This window comes from Vibrio sp. JCM 18905 (genome assembly GCF_055393305.1).
The window spans coordinates 571,054-588,169 of sequence record NZ_AP043879.1; the positions used below are offsets into that span (position 1 = coordinate 571,054).

The 17,116-nt window shown below is 45.0% G+C and carries 13 protein-coding genes and 1 pseudogene; 13 read left to right on the plus strand and 1 reads right to left on the minus strand.

Going from position 1 to position 17,116, the window contains the following annotated elements; all coding sequences use genetic code 11:
* The first annotated feature begins 1 nt into the window (after position 1).
* The 7 genes from ispG (at position 2) to ACZ5ZC_RS10875 (ending at position 7,462) form a co-directional block, all read left to right on the plus strand.
* Complete coding sequence (gene ispG, locus ACZ5ZC_RS10845; RefSeq protein WP_005381699.1) at positions 2 to 1,120, plus strand: flavodoxin-dependent (E)-4-hydroxy-3-methylbut-2-enyl-diphosphate synthase; 1,119 nt, start codon at positions 2 to 4, stop codon at positions 1,118 to 1,120.
* Positions 1,121 to 1,146: 26 nt separating this feature from the next.
* The gene (hisS, locus tag ACZ5ZC_RS10850) at positions 1,147 to 2,415 is read left to right on the plus strand and encodes a histidine--tRNA ligase (protein WP_005381698.1); all 1,269 of its coding nucleotides are present in this window, start codon (positions 1,147 to 1,149) and stop codon (positions 2,413 to 2,415) included.
* 126 nt (positions 2,416 to 2,541) lie between these two features.
* A complete protein-coding gene (locus tag ACZ5ZC_RS10855; RefSeq protein WP_005381697.1) occupies positions 2,542 to 3,156 on the plus strand; it encodes a YfgM family protein in 615 nt (204 codons plus the stop codon).
* Positions 3,157 to 3,168: 12 nt separating this feature from the next.
* Entirely contained in the window at positions 3,169 to 4,329 is a 1,161-nt protein-coding gene (bamB, locus tag ACZ5ZC_RS10860) for an outer membrane protein assembly factor BamB (RefSeq protein WP_005381696.1), read from the plus strand.
* A gap of 167 nt (positions 4,330 to 4,496) precedes the next feature.
* Positions 4,497 to 5,993, plus strand: a complete 1,497-nt coding sequence (gene der / locus ACZ5ZC_RS10865; protein WP_005381694.1) for a ribosome biogenesis GTPase Der — start codon at positions 4,497 to 4,499, stop codon at positions 5,991 to 5,993.
* Positions 5,994 to 6,052: 59 nt separating this feature from the next.
* Positions 6,053 to 6,928: an alanyl-tRNA editing protein gene (locus ACZ5ZC_RS10870; protein WP_464931914.1), complete on the plus strand. Its 876-nt coding sequence runs from the start codon at positions 6,053 to 6,055 to the stop codon at positions 6,926 to 6,928.
* A gap of 309 nt (positions 6,929 to 7,237) precedes the next feature.
* Positions 7,238 to 7,462, plus strand: a complete 225-nt coding sequence (locus tag ACZ5ZC_RS10875; RefSeq protein ID WP_005381691.1) for a zinc ribbon domain-containing protein — start codon at positions 7,238 to 7,240, stop codon at positions 7,460 to 7,462.
* Positions 7,463 to 7,475: 13 nt separating this feature from the next.
* Here the strand turns inward: ACZ5ZC_RS10875 and xseA are convergent, their stop codons facing one another.
* Positions 7,476 to 8,807 (minus strand): exodeoxyribonuclease VII large subunit, encoded by a 1,332-nt coding sequence (gene xseA / locus ACZ5ZC_RS10880; protein ID WP_054868182.1) that lies wholly within the window; start codon positions 8,805 to 8,807, stop codon positions 7,476 to 7,478.
* Between the two features lie 231 nt (positions 8,808 to 9,038).
* Here xseA and guaB point away from each other — a divergent pair, with 231 nt between their 5' ends.
* The 6 genes and pseudogenes from guaB to ACZ5ZC_RS10910 all read left to right on the plus strand — a co-directional run bounded on the left by guaB (position 9,039) and on the right by ACZ5ZC_RS10910 (position 16,447).
* On the plus strand, positions 9,039 to 10,505 hold the full coding sequence (guaB, locus tag ACZ5ZC_RS10885) for an IMP dehydrogenase (protein ID WP_005391524.1): 1,467 nt from the start codon (positions 9,039 to 9,041) through the stop codon (positions 10,503 to 10,505).
* Between the two features lie 99 nt (positions 10,506 to 10,604).
* Positions 10,605 to 12,158: a glutamine-hydrolyzing GMP synthase gene (gene guaA / locus ACZ5ZC_RS10890; RefSeq protein ID WP_005391523.1), complete on the plus strand. Its 1,554-nt coding sequence runs from the start codon at positions 10,605 to 10,607 to the stop codon at positions 12,156 to 12,158.
* Positions 12,159 to 12,465: 307 nt separating this feature from the next.
* Positions 12,466 to 13,590: pseudogene (locus ACZ5ZC_RS10895) on the plus strand (tyrosine-type recombinase/integrase); the annotation flags it as partial.
* Positions 13,591 to 14,609: 1,019 nt separating this feature from the next.
* Complete coding sequence (locus tag ACZ5ZC_RS10900; protein WP_025594422.1) at positions 14,610 to 14,840, plus strand: helix-turn-helix transcriptional regulator; 231 nt, start codon at positions 14,610 to 14,612, stop codon at positions 14,838 to 14,840.
* A 4-nt stretch (positions 14,841 to 14,844) separates the two neighbouring features.
* Positions 14,845 to 15,696: a helicase RepA family protein gene (locus ACZ5ZC_RS10905; RefSeq protein WP_213916390.1), complete on the plus strand. Its 852-nt coding sequence runs from the start codon at positions 14,845 to 14,847 to the stop codon at positions 15,694 to 15,696.
* Complete coding sequence (locus tag ACZ5ZC_RS10910; RefSeq protein ID WP_017056219.1) at positions 15,683 to 16,447, plus strand: hypothetical protein; 765 nt, start codon at positions 15,683 to 15,685, stop codon at positions 16,445 to 16,447. Before ACZ5ZC_RS10905 ends, ACZ5ZC_RS10910 begins: the two co-directional genes overlap by 14 nt.
* The last annotated feature ends 669 nt before the right edge of the window (positions 16,448 to 17,116 follow it).

Here is a 17,116-nt window from a genome sequence, read left to right on the forward strand (position 1 = left end):
TATGCAACACGAATCTCCAATTATTCGTCGTAAATCGACGCGTATTTATGTGGGTGATGTGCCAATTGGTGATGGTGCGCCAATTGCAGTACAGTCAATGACTAACACTCGCACGACTGACGTAGAAGCGACAGTCGCTCAAATCCGAGCACTAGAAAAAGTTGGCGCAGATATCGTTCGAGTTTCTGTACCTACGATGGACGCAGCAGAAGCTTTCAAACTGATTAAACAGCAAGTTTCTGTACCATTAGTGGCTGATATTCATTTCGACTATCGTATCGCGCTGAAAGTTGCGGAGTACGGAGTTGACTGTTTACGTATCAACCCAGGTAACATCGGCAATGAAGAGCGCATTCGCGCTGTTGTTGATTGCGCTCGCGATAAAAATATCCCGATCCGTATTGGTGTCAATGGTGGATCTTTGGAAAAAGATCTACAGATGAAATACGGTGAGCCTACGCCAGAAGCCTTGGTTGAATCTGCGATGCGTCACGTAGATCATCTCGATCGTCTTAACTTTGACCAATTTAAAGTTAGCGTGAAAGCTTCAGACGTTTTTCTTGCGGTGGATTCATATCGTCTGCTGGCGAAGAAAATCGATCAGCCTCTTCATTTAGGTATAACAGAGGCGGGTGGTGCTCGAGCTGGCGCTGTTAAGTCATCTGTTGGCTTAGGTATGCTGTTATCTGAAGGGATAGGCGATACGCTGCGTATCTCTTTGGCTGCCGATCCAGTTGAAGAAATCAAAGTCGGTTTCGACATCCTTAAATCTCTGCGCATTCGCTCTCGAGGCATCAACTTTATTGCGTGCCCAAGCTGCTCACGCCAAGAATTCGATGTGATTGGTACGGTGAATGCACTGGAGCAACGTTTAGAAGACATCATCACGCCAATGGATGTGTCTATCATCGGTTGTGTGGTAAACGGCCCTGGTGAAGCAGAAGTTTCTCACTTAGGTCTAGCAGGTAGTAACAAGAAGAGCGCATTCTACGAAGATGGTAAACGCCAGAAAGAGCGCTTTGATAACGATGACCTTGTGAATAAGCTAGAAGCTAAGATCCGTGCGAAAGCAGCTATGATGAATGGCGAAAACCGCATCGAAGTTAAAGTACAAGATTAATCTCAACGAGAATTACGGTAAGTATTGTGGCAAAAACAATTCAAGCAATTCGAGGCATGAACGATTGCCTCCCAACTCAGTCGCCACTGTGGCAAAAACTAGAAAACACAGTGAAAAATGTAATTAGCGCATACGGTTATAACGAAGTGCGCATGCCAATCGTTGAAGAAACAAACCTATTCAGCCGCGCTGTTGGTGAAGAAACAGACGTCGTTTCAAAAGAAATGTACACCTTTGATGACCGTAACGGCGACAGCCTAACACTTCGCCCTGAAGGTACGGCGGGTTGTGTACGTTCATGTATTCAAAACAGCCTTATCAACCGTGATGAACAGCGTCTGTGGTACATGGGACCTATGTTTCGCCATGAACGTCCGCAGAAAGGTCGTTACCGTCAATTCCACCAGTGTGGTGTTGAGGTGTTTGGTCTAAATGGTCCAGATGTTGATGCAGAGCTTATCATGATGACGGCGCGTCTATGGCGTGAGCTAGGTATCAATGAACATGTTCGTCTTGAGCTGAACTCTATCGGTTCTCAAGAAGACCGCGCAGACTACCGTACTGCACTGGTTGCATTCCTTGAGCAACATATTGATGTGCTAGACGAAGATTGTAAGCGTCGCATGCACACGAACCCACTGCGTGTTTTGGATACGAAGAACCCAGACGTTCAAGCTATTTTAGGTGATGCGCCTCGCCTTTCAGATTACTTGGGTGAAGAATCTAAAGCACACTTCGCAGGTCTATGTGAACTTTTAGACGCCGCAGGTATCAAATACACAGTTAACGAACGTCTAGTTCGTGGTCTGGATTACTACAATCGCACGGTATTTGAGTGGATCACTGAGAGCCTAGGTGCTCAAGGCACTGTATGTGGCGGTGGTCGTTACGATGGCCTTGTAGAGCAATTAGGTGGTAAACCAACACCAGCGGTTGGCTTTGCAATGGGCCTAGAGCGTCTAGTACTGATGCTAGAAACGTTGGAACTGACAGACGTTCGTCGCAGTGTTGACGTGTACGTAGTCACAGCGGGTGAAGGCACCATGATGGCAGGAATGAAGCTAGCAGAACAGCTTCGCGAGTCTGTTCCAGGCGTTCGTGTGATGAATCACTTCGGTGGCGGTAACTTCAAGAAACAGTTTAAACGCGCAGACAAAGTTGGTGCTGTTGTAGCATTGGTTCTGGGCGAAAACGAAGTTGCGGATAATACCGTAGTACTGAAAGACTTAGCTGGTGGTGAGCAAGAGACTTACAACCAAGCAGAAGTTGCAGAAAAGATCGCAGCACTGATTTAAGTCTTTTAGTAATCTAACAAAATTACATCCTAGTTCGTAAGCTAAGGCTCCCAAATGTGGAGCCTTTAAACGAAATAGGAACAATGGCAGCTAAGCTGCCATTTACATGTTTTAAGAGGACAGGAAGTGGAACTTTACGATACTGAAGAACAACAAGTTGAAGCCATTAAAGACTGGTGGAAGGAAAACGGCAAAGCCGTCATCATCGGTGCGGTTGTTGGTTTAGGTGGTCTATTTGGCTGGCGTTACTACCAGGATTCTGTGATTCAGGCGAGTGAAGCAGCTTCTCAAAGCTACACGACAGCAATGAATGCTTTGCAAGACAAAGGCACTGATGCTCAAGCTGACGTGAAAGCTTTCATTGAGTCAAATGAAGTAAAAGAATATTCAGTATTGGCTGCGCTACAACTTGCTAAAGCACAAGTTGAAGCTCAAGACCTTTCTGCTGCATTGGAGCAACTGAAGTGGGCGCAAAGCAACACTCAAGATGCTGCGTTGTTACCATTGATTAGTTACCGCATTGCGCGTATTGAGACGGAAATGGGTAACTTCGACGCTGCAACGGCAGAGTTAAGTAACGTCACTGATACAGCATGGACAGGTCGTATTGCTGAACTTCGTGGCGATATTGCGATTCGCCAAGGTGACAAAGATGCTGCGTACGCTGCGTATACTGAAGCTCAGCAAGCGGCAGATGCAAGCCCGACACTACAAATGAAATTGGACGATCTGGCGAAATAAGGACCGCATTGGATGAAAAGAGTCTTTAAGAAAGCCTTGCTAGGGGCGTTAACAATGGGAGTACTTGCCGGTTGTGCAGGTGAGAAAGACACCATTGTAATGGCGCCACTACCTCAGGTAGACAGTCAGTTTACAACCAGTAGTGAGTGGAGCACGTCGGTTGGCGATGGTGTTGGTCATTACTTTTCAAAACTATCCCCTGTATTTGCGAATGATACATTGTTCGTGGCAAGTCGTGATGGCTTAGTAAAAGCGCTGGATCCTGAGAATGGTAAACAACGTTGGCAAACGGACCTAGAAGAAGATGTCATTGCTCGTCTCTCTGGTGGTATCACAGCGGCATACGGAAACCTTTACATTGGCTCTGAGAATGGTGAAGTCATCTCTCTTGACCAAGAAACAGGTGAAATTGTTTGGCGTGTAAAAGTTGGTGGTGAGGTACTGGCGAAGCCAGTTGCAGATTCAGGCCTTATTATCATCAATACTAGCCGAGGCATGTTGATTGCCCTTAATGAGAGTACAGGTGAGCAACGCTGGGCATTGAGTACAGAAGTGCCGAACTTAACTTTACGTGGCGACAGTACTCCGACTGCAATTGGCGGCGGTGTATTTTGGGGAACGGCAAATGGCCGACTCGCAGCTGCTATCGTTGAGCGTGGTCAGTTGATTTGGCAACAGCCTGTTGGTACGCCAAAAGGCGCGACAGAAATTGATCGTTTGGTTGACGTTGATTCATCGCCAATTGTGCTAGGCGGTACTCTTTTCACCATTGGATACAATGGTCAACTTATCGCCATTGACTTGCGTTCAGCGAACCCGATTTGGAAGCGTAATTACTCATCTGCGACAGACATTTCTACAGATGGTAGTCGCATCTTTGTGATAACGGAAAAAGATCATGTTGTTGCCGTTGATTCACGAAGCGGGACTGAGTTGTGGGAAAACAGCTTGCTTGAGCACCGACAACTTACAGCGCCAGTTATTGTTGGCAATTATCTCGTTGTCGGTGACACGCTTGGTTACCTTCACTGGATGGATCGTTCAACGGGCGAATTTGTTGCGCAGCAGTTTGTCGATGATAGCGGCTTGGCTGTTGGCCCGACGTTATTGTCGGATGGTTATGTGATTACAACTCGCAACGGCGATGTAAAGAAACTAACCATTAACGAATAATATCGTGATATAATTCACATTCGGCTCCTGGCTGGTGACAGCTAGGAGCCGTTTTGTTGTTTGAATTTATTAACCCTGACGTGGTTATAGGTAAAAAGCTGGTTTGATTTGGCATCGAGCAAGTCGTTACCTATAACTACAGAAGAAAGATTATTGTAGAGGTTGTTATGGTACCTGTTGTAGCTCTAGTAGGGCGTCCGAACGTAGGTAAATCTACACTATTTAACCGATTGACTCGCACTCGTGACGCGTTGGTTGCGGACTTTCCAGGCCTAACGCGAGACCGTAAATATGGCCAGGCGAGACTTGGTGAAGAGCACGAATTCATTGTGATTGATACTGGTGGTATCGATGGCACAGAAGAAGGCGTGGAAACAAAGATGGCAGAACAGTCATTAGCCGCGATTGATGAGGCTGATGTTGTATTGTTCCTTGTTGACGGTCGTGCTGGTCTGACACCTTCAGATGAAGCAATTGCTGCTCATCTGCGTAAAATTGAAAAGCCAGCGATGCTGGTAGTAAACAAAATCGATGGTATTGATGCCGATGCGGCGTGTGCTGACTTTTGGCAGCTCGGCGTGGATGATATGTACCAGATTGCGGCCGCTCATGGCCGTGGTGTGACCGCTTTGCTTGAGCGTGCTTTATCTCCATTCTTTGATGATCTACTAACAAGTGAGTCTGAAGACGGTGAGATTGAAGACCTGACTGGATTCGAAGACGAAGAGCCTCTTGTTGAAGATTACACTGAAGAAGACGCAGAAGCAGAGTTCAAACGCCTTCAAGAGCAGCCGATTAAGTTGGCGATCATCGGTCGTCCTAACGTAGGTAAATCGACACTGACTAACCGTATTCTGGGTGAAGAACGTGTGGTTGTATACGATATGCCTGGTACGACGCGTGATTCTATCTATATCCCGATGGAGCGTGATGGACGCGAATACGTACTAATTGATACCGCAGGTGTTCGTCGTCGTGGTCGTATCAATGAAACGGTTGAAAAGTTCTCTGTTGTTAAGACGCTGAAAGCGGTAGAAGATGCAAACGTCGTTCTACTGGTGATTGATGCACGTGAAAATATTTCAGACCAAGACCTAAGCTTGCTTGGTTTTGCACTGAATGCTGGCCGCTCAATTGTCATCGCCGTTAACAAGTGGGATGGTCTAGACAGTGACGTGAAAGAAAGTGTGAAGAAAGAACTGGACCGCCGTCTAGGATTCGTCGACTTCGCGCGTATCCACTTTATCTCTGCGCTGCACGGTACTGGCGTTGGTCATTTGTTTGAATCTATCCAAGAAGCATATAACTCGGCGACAACGCGTGTGGGTACGTCAGTACTGACGCGTATCATGAAGATGGCAGTGGATGATCACCAGCCGCCAATGGTTCGTGGTCGTCGTATCAAACTCAAATACGCACACGCAGGTGGTTACAACCCACCGATCGTTGTTATCCACGGTAACATGGTTCGTGAATTGCCAGATTCGTATAAACGTTATCTGATGAACTACTTCCGTAAGTCTCTGGAAATTATGGGAACACCGATTCGCATTAACTTCCACAACAGTGATAACCCATACGAGAACCGTACGAATAAGCTTACGCTATCACAAGAGCGTAAACGCAAACGTATGATGTCGATGGTGAAAAACCGCAATAAATAATGAAATTCGAATACCCAAGTTTCTACTTGGGTATTTTTTTATCAAAAGTAATCGTAAAAATGACTATCACAGCAACAAAGACTCGTTTTTGTCATCAAACATGGCAATTAGAAGCACAAATACAGCTCGTTCAATCTACGGAAGAAGTGACTTACGTTATTACAGATGTCACTCCGTTCCATCCCGTTAGTCACATATGGCCGGATCACCCTGCAGACAAAGGAACGTTGAAGGTGAATGGGGCTGAGCATGACGTAGTAGATTGCCAAGTTGGAGCAGTGGAGCGGGAGAGTGGTGCTTTGTATGTGGGTAGTGACATCCCTGTAAAGCGTGATGCTGAAGGTTGGGTGTTTGTCGTCGTGCATGTTTTATCACGTACGGAATCATTTGCAATTAATGACTTGGTAACATTAGCGGTAGATAAAGACTATCAAAATGCTTTGAGTCGAGGCCACACTGCAGGACACTTAGCGTATTTGGCGTTGAATAAAGTACTATCGGAAGACTATTGGCGAAAAGACGCAGACCGCAAAGACCCACATGGTTATTATGACTTTAATAGCTATGCGCAAGTTACTAGTTATGTCACTCCAGACAAGTGCCTCGATACGTACCGTTTAGGCAAAACACTCCGTAAAAGAGGATTAAACAGTGCAGATATGCTGAATGACCTCCAGGCGATTGCAGAAAAAGTGAATGGCCAACTGGTTGAATGGCTTCAAAGAGATGCGATGATCACCATGGAATGCCACGGCGATAGATTAACGGATTCTCGCTATTGGAAGTGCGATTTAGGGGAAGGTCAATTAGCGGTAATCCCTTGTGGTGGAACGCATGCGAGCCATTTAAATGAGTTTGCTTTTATCCAAGTTAAACTCGTTAAGCTCGACGCTCAAACTATCGAAATGCACACCAATGTAAACACTGCTTTTTGAATAAGATCTTTTTATTAAATTCTGATTTTTCGTTTAATTAAATCTCTCTATGGTTTTTTATTCTATCTTAAATTGGAATGCAGAATATGTAACTTATGCTTTCGGTGTGTGGTTATATAAATATTCTTTTAAGGGGTGATCGCTGATCAAGGAGTAAATATCAGACGATCAGTATAAGATCCTACGTATCAAGTATGGTTAACGCCTCGTGAAACTTGTTGGGGCGGTGATGAAGATCAACATACTTGTTCGTTATTTTGAGTAGCATGCGTTACTCGAAATTGCTTAGTTTAGAGAGAGGAACGGGATATGCAGCAGAACATTTGCCCGACTTGCAATGTCGAACTGGAATGGACAGGACAATACCATTGTGCACAGTGTGAATCGGATTTTAAAAAGGTAGGTTTTTGCCCTGATTGTGAGGCGGAGCTGGAGAAGCTGCAAGCATGCGGTGCTGCGAGTTACTTTTGTAATGTGTGTAATGAACTCAAATCAAAATCACGTGTCCGATTTGAGTTCCAGAAAGTCAGTTAACCAGAGTTTGTATTCAGTTAACGGTAGAACGAACGTCGCCTTCGGCTAACCGGGTAATCAATACATCTCCCGACTTTACATCTGAAGATTGCGTAATTACTTTACCTTGCTCAGTTTGAGTAATTGAGTAACCTCGTTTCAATGTCGCTAGTGGGCTGACGGTGTCTAACTTCTCTGCAGCAATCGCGAGTTGATGGCGCATAGTCAGTAACTTGCGATCCATTGCATCCATGAGCTTTTGCTCAACACGTTCTAGCTTCGACTTCTGCTCGGCAAGGCGTGTTACAGGAGAATTTAATTGCAGCCGATAATGTTGACGCTCGATTCGCTGTTGACGCAAGGCAATAAAACGACTCATCGCTCGCTGTAAGCGCATGTCCAACTCATCTAACTGTTGCGTCTGACGCTGCAAGCGATAGCTTGGGTGCTGTCTCTCTAGACGGTGCACTAATTGCGCAGATTGCTGCTTTTGTTGTGCTAGGTAGTAACGCATCGCGCTCGCTAACTTATGCTGGCGGGTAACTAAAGCTTGATCTTTGTGGCTGTTATCACGGCTTACTAGCTCAGCTGCTGCTGATGGAGTAGGCGCGCGTACGTCGGCGACAAAATCAGCTATTGTCACGTCGACTTCATGTCCAACGGCGCTAATAATAGGAATTTGGCTTGCTGCAATCGTGCGAGCTAATATCTCGTTGTTAAAGCACCATAAGTCTTCCAATGAACCACCACCTCGGCCCACAATTAGCACATCACATTCATCACGGCTGTTAGCGCGACCAATGGCTTGTGCGATTTGAATGGCTGCATCTTCACCTTGTACCACTGTCGGATAAATCACAACGGGTAGGGAAGGATCACGACGTTTCAATACGTCTAAGATATCGTAAAGCGCGGCACCAGTTTTCGATGTGATGACGCCAACACGTTTTGGGTGTTCAGGCAAAGGTTGCTTATTGGTTTGAGCGAACAACCCTTCTGCGGCAAGCTTGATTTTCAGCTCTTCAAACTCTTGCTGAAGACGGCCGTCACCTTCCGGTTGCATGCTTTCGATGATCAATTGGTAGTCACCGCGAGGCTCATAAAGAGAAAGACGAGCTTTTACTAGGACTTGATTACCGTTAGCGGGCTTGAAAGTAACGCGGCGATTGTTACCACGAAACATGGCACATTTAACTTGAGCGCGAGAGTCTTTAAGAGTGAGGTACCAGTGACCAGAGACTGGAGCTGAAAAGTTGGATATCTCTCCGACGAGCCAAACGATCCCCATTTCGTTTTCAAGGAGTAAACGAACTTCTGCGTTGAGACGAGAAACAGTAAAGATGTTTTGATTGGTCTTGGAGAGCACAGCTAATCTCTTAGACGTGAGTATGGAAATTAGCGGCAATATAATACATAGCAAGGGGGTAATTGCAAGAAAAAAATTAAAAAATTTGTGGTCAAGCGATTGCGTTAACCGTATAATCCCTCCGCAATATCTAATCCAAATGTAGCTTGTTGCTAACACAGGTTACCCTCATTATGCGAAACGATGAGATTGGATTGTTCTTTTTACTCCTCTAATTGTGAGATATTGCAAATGCTAAGAATTGCCAAAGAAGCGCTGACATTCGATGACGTACTACTTGTGCCAGCACACTCCACCGTTCTCCCAAACACAGCTGATCTTCGCACTCAGCTAACTAAGAACATCACCCTAAACATCCCAATGATTTCAGCGTCTATGGACACTGTTACTGAAGCTCGTCTAGCGATCGCGCTAGCGCAAGAGGGTGGCATTGGCTTTATCCACAAGAACATGTCTATTGAGCAGCAGGCAGCCGAAGTTCGTAAAGTTAAGAAATTCGAAGCTGGTATGGTAACTGACGCGGTTACTGTAAACCCTGACGCGACCATCGCTGATGTTGTTGCACTCACTGAAAAGCATGGTTTTGCAGGTTTCCCTGTTGTCACTGAGAGCAATGAGCTTGTTGGTATTATCACTGGTCGTGACGTTCGTTTTGTGACGGACCTTTCTAAGAAAGTATCTTCAGTAATGACGCCAAAAGAGAAGTTGGCAGCGGTTAAAGAAGGTGCAACACGAGAAGAAGTGCAAGAGAAAATGCACGAAGCTCGCGTAGAGAAAGTATTGGTTGTGAATGATGAGTTCCAACTAACCGGTATGATTACTGCGAAAGACTTCCACAAAGCAGAACGTAAACCAAACGCATGTAAAGATGAGCGTGGTCGCCTACGTGTTGGCGCAGCAGTTGGTGCTGGTGCTGGTAACGAAGAGCGTGTTGCGGCACTTGTTGAAGCTGGCGTTGACGTTCTACTTATCGACTCTTCACACGGTCATTCTGAAGGTGTTCTAAGCCGCATTCGTGAAACACGTGCAGCTTACCCAGATCTAGACATCATCGGTGGTAACGTAGCAACAGGTGCTGGTGCTAAAGCACTAATCGAAGCTGGCGTAAGCGCAGTGAAAGTTGGTATCGGCCCTGGTTCTATCTGTACAACTCGTATTGTAACGGGTGTGGGGGTTCCACAAATCACTGCAATCGCAGATGCGGCAGAAGTGGCTAATGATTATGGTATTCCAGTTATCGCTGACGGTGGTATCCGTTTCTCAGGTGATATCTGTAAAGCAATCGTAGCGGGCGCATCATGTGTGATGGTTGGTTCTATGTTTGCAGGTACTGAAGAAGCGCCGGGTGAAGTGATTCTATACAACGGCCGTTCTTACAAGTCTTACCGTGGCATGGGTTCTCTTGGTGCAATGTCTCAAGGTTCTTCTGACCGTTACTTCCAGTCTGACAACGCAGCGGACAAGCTAGTACCAGAAGGTATCGAAGGTCGTATCGCATACAAAGGCCGTCTAAAAGAGATCGTACACCAACAAATGGGTGGTCTACGTTCAAGCATGGGTCTAACTGGTTCTGCAACTATCGAAGATATGCGTACGAAAGCTGAATTTGTACGTATCTCTGGTGCTGGTATGCAAGAGTCTCATGTACACGATGTTCAAATTACTAAGGAAGCACCGAACTACCGTCTAGGGAACTAATTACCCAACGAAAACGTTTGCTTTTTCCTTGAAGCATTAAGAAGAGGCGAGTACACTCGCCTCGGTTTTAATCACTTAGCCTTAAAAAGACTGCTCAAAATGACTAAAAATATCCATGACCAACGTATTCTGATCTTGGACTTCGGTTCTCAGTACACTCAATTAGTAGCACGCCGCGTACGTGAAATCGGCGTTTACTGTGAACTATGGAGCTGGGATGTAGAAGAAGCGGATATTCGCGAATTCAACCCAGATGGCATTATCCTATCTGGTGGTCCAGAAAGCGTAACGGAAGAGAACTCTCCACGCGCGCCTCAATATGTGTTTGATTCTGGTGTTCCTTTACTTGGCGTATGTTACGGCATGCAAACTATGGCGGAACAACTAGGTGGCAAAGTAGCAGGCTCTAACGAACGTGAGTTTGGCTACGCTCAGGTTAAAGTTTCTGGTGAATGTGCCCTATTTAAAGATCTTGAAGCAACTCAAGACGTTTGGATGAGCCACGGCGACAAAGTAGTAGAGATCCCAGCCGATTTCGTAAAAGTTGGTGAGACAGACACTTGTCCTTATGCTGCGATGGCGAACGAAGAGAAGAAATACTACGGCGTTCAGTTCCACCCAGAAGTGACACACACAAAAGGAGGCCTACAAATGCTTGAGAACTTTGTTCTTGGCGTATGTGGCTGTGAGCGTCTATGGACATCGGAATCTATCATCGAAGACGCGGTTGCTCGCATTAAAGAGCAAGTGGGTGACGACGAAGTTATCCTAGGCTTATCTGGTGGTGTGGATTCATCTGTTGTTGCGATGCTGGTGCACCGCGCAATTGGCGACAAGCTAACGTGTGTATTTGTCGATAACGGTCTACTTCGTTTAAACGAAGGCCAACAAGTGATGGATATGTTTGGCGATAAGTTCGGCCTAAACATCATCAAAGTTGATGCAGAAGATCGTTTCCTTGAAGCACTGAAAGGCAAGTCTGACCCAGAAGAGAAGCGTAAGACAATCGGCCACGTATTCGTAGATGTATTCGATGAAGAGTCGAAAAAGCTAAAAAATGCAAAATGGCTAGCGCAAGGTACCATCTACCCAGACGTAATCGAGTCTGCGGCATCTAAGACTGGTAAAGCGCACGTGATCAAATCACACCACAATGTGGGCGGTCTACCAGATGAAATGGAAATGGGTCTTGTTGAGCCACTACGTGAGCTGTTCAAAGATGAAGTTCGTAAGATTGGTCTAGAGCTAGGTCTACCATACAACATGCTTTACCGCCATCCATTCCCAGGTCCTGGTCTAGGTGTTCGTGTTCTTGGTGAAATCAAGAAAGAATACTGTGACTTGCTACGTCGCGCTGATGCTATCTTCATTGAAGAGCTTCACGCTGCAGACCTTTATGACAAAGTATCTCAAGCGTTCACGGTATTCCTACCTGTTCGCTCTGTAGGTGTAATGGGTGATGGCCGTAAATACGACTGGGTTGTATCACTGCGTGCAGTAGAAACCATCGACTTTATGACGGCACACTGGGCGCATCTACCATACGACTTCCTAGGTAAGGTATCTAACCGTATTATCAACGAAGTTGATGGCATCTCACGTGTTGTTTACGATATTTCAGGTAAGCCACCAGCGACAATCGAGTGGGAATAATGCTCCTTTAAGAAAGGTCTGGCATTAACAGGCACCAAATCATACTTAAGTCCGCGTAATTGCGGACTTTTTTTGTTTTTGGGTTAGTCATTTTTGGCAATGTCTGGCAACGCCAAGCACGGTTTGACCGTGGTATTTTGGTGGGTATGATTCATCGGTAATGCCATGGATTACGCCCGATACCATGCTGAGTGTTTTTGATGGGGCATGGTATTAAATTTATATATCTATCTGTTTTGTATGGATTAACCTCTAGTTTTTTAGAGGTTTTTCAGCATGGTATCAAACAAGAATAATAGGTCGAAACATGCTGACTGATACAAAGCTACGCAATCTCAAACCCAAAGATAAACTTTACAAAGTCAATGACCGTGATGGCCTCTATGTTGCTGTCACTACCGCAGGCTCTATCTCTTTTCGCTACAACTACTCGATCAATGGAAGGCAAGAAACCATTACCTTTGGTCGCTACGGAGTAGGAGGTATCACGTTAGCTGAAGCACGTGAGCGTCTCAATGAAGCGAAGCGAATGGTTACTGATGGAAAATCTCCTGCCAAAGAGAAAGCCCGTGCTAAGGCGAGAACGAAAGATGCTGAAACCTTTGGTATCTGGGCTCAGAAATGGCTTCGTGGCTATCAGATGGCCGACTCTACCCGGGATATGCGTCGTTCAGTCTATGCCCGAGAGTTAGAGGGAAAATTTGGCAATCAGAAGCTCACAGAAATCACTCATGAAGATCTACGAGCACTGACTGACGCGATAGTAGAGCGGGGAGCTCCGGCAACAGCTGTGCATACGCGTGACATTGTACTCCAGGTGTATCGATGGGCGATTGAGAGAGGGCAGAAAGTTGATAACCCGGCAGACTTGGTGAGGCCCGCGAGTATCGCTCGATTTGAACCAAGAGACCGAACATTAACACCGGCTGAGATCGGTTTGATGTACCGCTACATGGAAAAAGTAGGAACGACGCCTTCGATTCGTGCTGCGGTAAAGCTGCTGTTGCTGACTATGGTACGCAAAAGCGAGTTAACCAATGCAACCTGGGCCGAAATTAACTTTAGCGAAGCATTGTGGACGATTCCTAAAGAAAGGATGAAACGACGTAACCCGCACCTGGTATTTTTGTCACACCAGGTTATGGACATTCTAATCGCTTTGAAGACATTTGCCGGTGGTTCTGAGTACATTCTTCCTTCCCGTTATGACTCTGATGCTCCAATGAGTAGTGCGACGATGAACCGAGTAATGGATTTGACACATAAGGCCGCTCAGAAGGAGGGCCAGTCACTGAGTAAGTTCGGTCCGCATGACCTGCGTCGAACAGCGAGTACTTTGCTACATGAAGCCGGATACAATACAGACTGGATAGAGAAATGCCTGGCGCATGAACAGAAAGGGGTCAGGGCTGTTTACAACAAAGCTGAGTATTGAGAACAAAGAGCATCAATGCTACAGGACTGGGCTGATATGATAGATGAGTGGACCGGTCAAAATTTTTAATTGTTTTCTATTTTATTGCGTCTTTGTAGATAATAATTTTTAAATTTTATGTTAGTAGTGGGATGTAAAGGGTTTTATATCGCTAGTTCTGGTTGGGCCTAATTTGAGTTATGTTGAGTATTAAACCATTTTTAACGTAACTTATATGGCAGAACAGTTTAAAGCTCTTAGCTACGGTTAAGTATTATTACCAAAATTTCCACCATTTCTTAGGTTATGAAGTATTGAGGTATTCTGAGTTTTTACTTTTCGAGTTAAGAATTTTCTTATTTAAATAAAAATCGATTCTAATATTCCACTGATAAAAAGGATACAAATACATTGTGTGTTTATGTCCTTTTAAAAGGAAGGTGATTCAAAATTTTTGTGATTTTAAAAGATGGCCGTTAAGATTCCTAATATATCATTAGAACTGAATGTATATTTAATTGTTAGTCAAAGTTGAGCTACTAGCGATGGAATAAACCAGCTACTTTTCTCTATACCGTTTTAACGAACATTTAATTATCAAATGTAAAGAGATATGTGTTGAGTCGGCATGAGATGTACTAGCTTAAAATCACTGGATTACTTCTAAAGATACTGACTCCATCCTTGTAACCACCGCTGAGGCTGCCTTATAAAAATTTTAGCCGCTAAATTTTTTGATAACTTTTCCATAAGAGTTACCTCTTAACTTAAAATGTGAATTTGGTTAATGATGTGAACTTCAAATGGAATAGTTTTAGGTTTGATTTTAGCCGCTAAAATTCATTTTCAATAAATACTTATGATTACTGTTTTTTAATTTGTTTCTTTATTTTCGATATATTGGTTATTTAATTTCGATATATCGTGATTATCGTAAATGATATTTTTGTTTTTAATTTATTGGTGTTTATTTTATGTTTTAAAATTTAATTTTGTTGTTATTATTAAAGTCTCTTCTGGTATTAGGAGGCAAATAAATGCAAACACTGGCACATAAAACACTAATTAATAGGAAAGCACTTCTGGAAATGATTCCACTCTCAGACCGGACTATTTACAACTTGGAGAAACGGGGTGAATTTCCACGCCGTATTGTTCTCACAAGTAGAAATGTAGCCTGGGATTTAGCTGAAGTTGAGAAATGGATTGAAGAACGTAGAAGATCTCGAATTCAGGCTAAGAGACCTGGGTATTTTATAGGAGGCTAAAAATATGGGACTTGATCTGATGTCTGCATTTAATGAACTGCCTCCACCGATTGATTACGTGCTGCCCAATATGGCAGCGGGAACCGTAGGATCCATTGTTTCTCCTGGCGGCGTAGGTAAATCAATGCTGGCCCTTCAATTGGCAGCACAGATAGCGGGAGGGCCGGATTTGCTGGGCATAGGTGATTTGGCTAATGGCTCAGTGGCCTATTTGCCTGCCGAGGACCCGACTACTGCTATTCATCATAGATTACACGTTTTGGGAACATACCTCTCTCCCACACAAAAACAAATGGTAGCCCAAAGTCTGCTTATTGAGCCATTAATTGGTAGGTGTCCTGACATAATGACTTCAGAATGGTTCGAAGGCATCAGGCAGGTTGCTGAGGGGAGGCGACTCTTGATTCTGGATACTTTGCGTCGCTTCCATATTGAAGAAGAGAATGCCAGTGGACCTATGGCACAGGTAATCGGGCGAATGGAGACTATTGCCGCTGAAACGGATTGCTCCATTGTGTTTCTACATCATTCCAACAAAGGAGCGGTGATGATGGGGGCTGGAGACCATCAGCAAGCCAGCCGAGGATCGTCAGTGTTAGTCGACAATATCCGCTGGCAAGCCTATCTCGCAAGTATGACTCCCGCTGAAGCAGAAAAATTGGGTGTTGAGAGCATCCAGAGAAAATATTTTGTCCGTTTTGGGGTGAGTAAAGCTAATTACGGTGACCAATTTTCTGAGTGTTGGTTTAGACGACATGATGGCGGTGTACTTAAACCTGCTGTTCTGGAACGGAGAAAAAGGCAGCCAGCGATAAAGCATAAAACTGTGGTAGGGAATGTTGATGACAACTGGTAACAAGGTTGCACCTACCAGCACGGTGTTACAGGCTCGAGTTATGATCTATCAGCCTAGCCGAAAGCCATTACAGCGTAAGGGTGAATGGATGGAAACCCGATTTGGTCGCTGTCGGGTTACAGGTAGGTTAGGGCAGCGCCATGCGGATATTGTTGAGTCCATGCTGTACTTGGCTGAGCGTCGACGCGATATTTCAGACGGCGGTGTCGAGCTGCTGGTTGATCCAGCAAAGTTGCGTCGAATTTTGTCCGAGCATCAATACAGTGATAACCGACTAAAAAAACTAGTTTGTGAATTGCGAGCCGCTACTGTTGAAATTGTTACTCCGAAGCTGGAGTTGACGGGAGAGCGTATCATTGGCGGTTTAGTTGACCATGTTGTTCCGTCTTCTATGACTCGACATAACCCGCTGACTGGAGGCCAGCGGAATCTGTGGCGTGTCCGGTTAGGAGTAGCTTTGGTAATGCTGCTGGAACAGGACTTGTTTCTTTATTATGAGCCAACACTTATTGCTAGGTTGCAATATGGGATTAGCCAAGCTGTTGCTCGCTTTGTACTCACACATAAGTGCGATCCCGCCGGAGGTTGGCATCTAGACACGCTTATCAAGGCAGTGAGCGGTGATCAAGTAAGCAGTAAGACTATGAGCAATCACCGGACGAGGATAAAAGAAGATATAGATAAGTTGCGTTGCATCGGCATAGAGATCAATGCCGAAAATCGGGTTAAACGACTCGCAGCGGCCCGATAGCACCTCACAGCGGCCCGGAAGGTCCTCGCAGCGGCCCGTTTATGACTCACAGAGGCCCGATTTTTTGTCTCTTGGTCAGGATATTCAGTATATCTCAGGATATTCAGGCGGTGTAACCGCCCGTTTTATACGGGCTTTACACCTTCAAGTGATAAAGCCCTATGGCTTTATCGAACGGCCATAGGCCGTTGGTTTAACGCCAAGAGGTGAAGGCGCGAGATTCTAAAGAGCTCTTCTTTCTTGGAGTACAAACCGACCGAAGGGAGATAATACTTAAAATATTCTAACATGTGGATTGGCTGAAAGTGTCAATGAAAGGGGGTAAGCAGTCTTTGCCTCTATTTAACTAATTGAAATTAAAGGAGGTGTGGTGATTTGGTTGTGTCGATCTCAATTTTCATTGACATTTGGGGGGCGGTCACTTGCTTAAACAAGGAGGGGGATAGGAAATTTGAGCTTTCTATTTAGTGACTGGAGAAAAATAATCGAGTTAAACGCTATTTTATGACTATAAATACGCCGTTTTTTTGCTTTAATTCTTTGTTTTTAAAGGATAGTTATTGTTCTGCAAGTTTAAGCAGAACATTACAGATAATTGCAAGGACCAATGCAGGTGTTTTAGTGGTGAAAACAGGGCCGAAGTGCGGGCAGGATAGGTGAAGTAGGCCC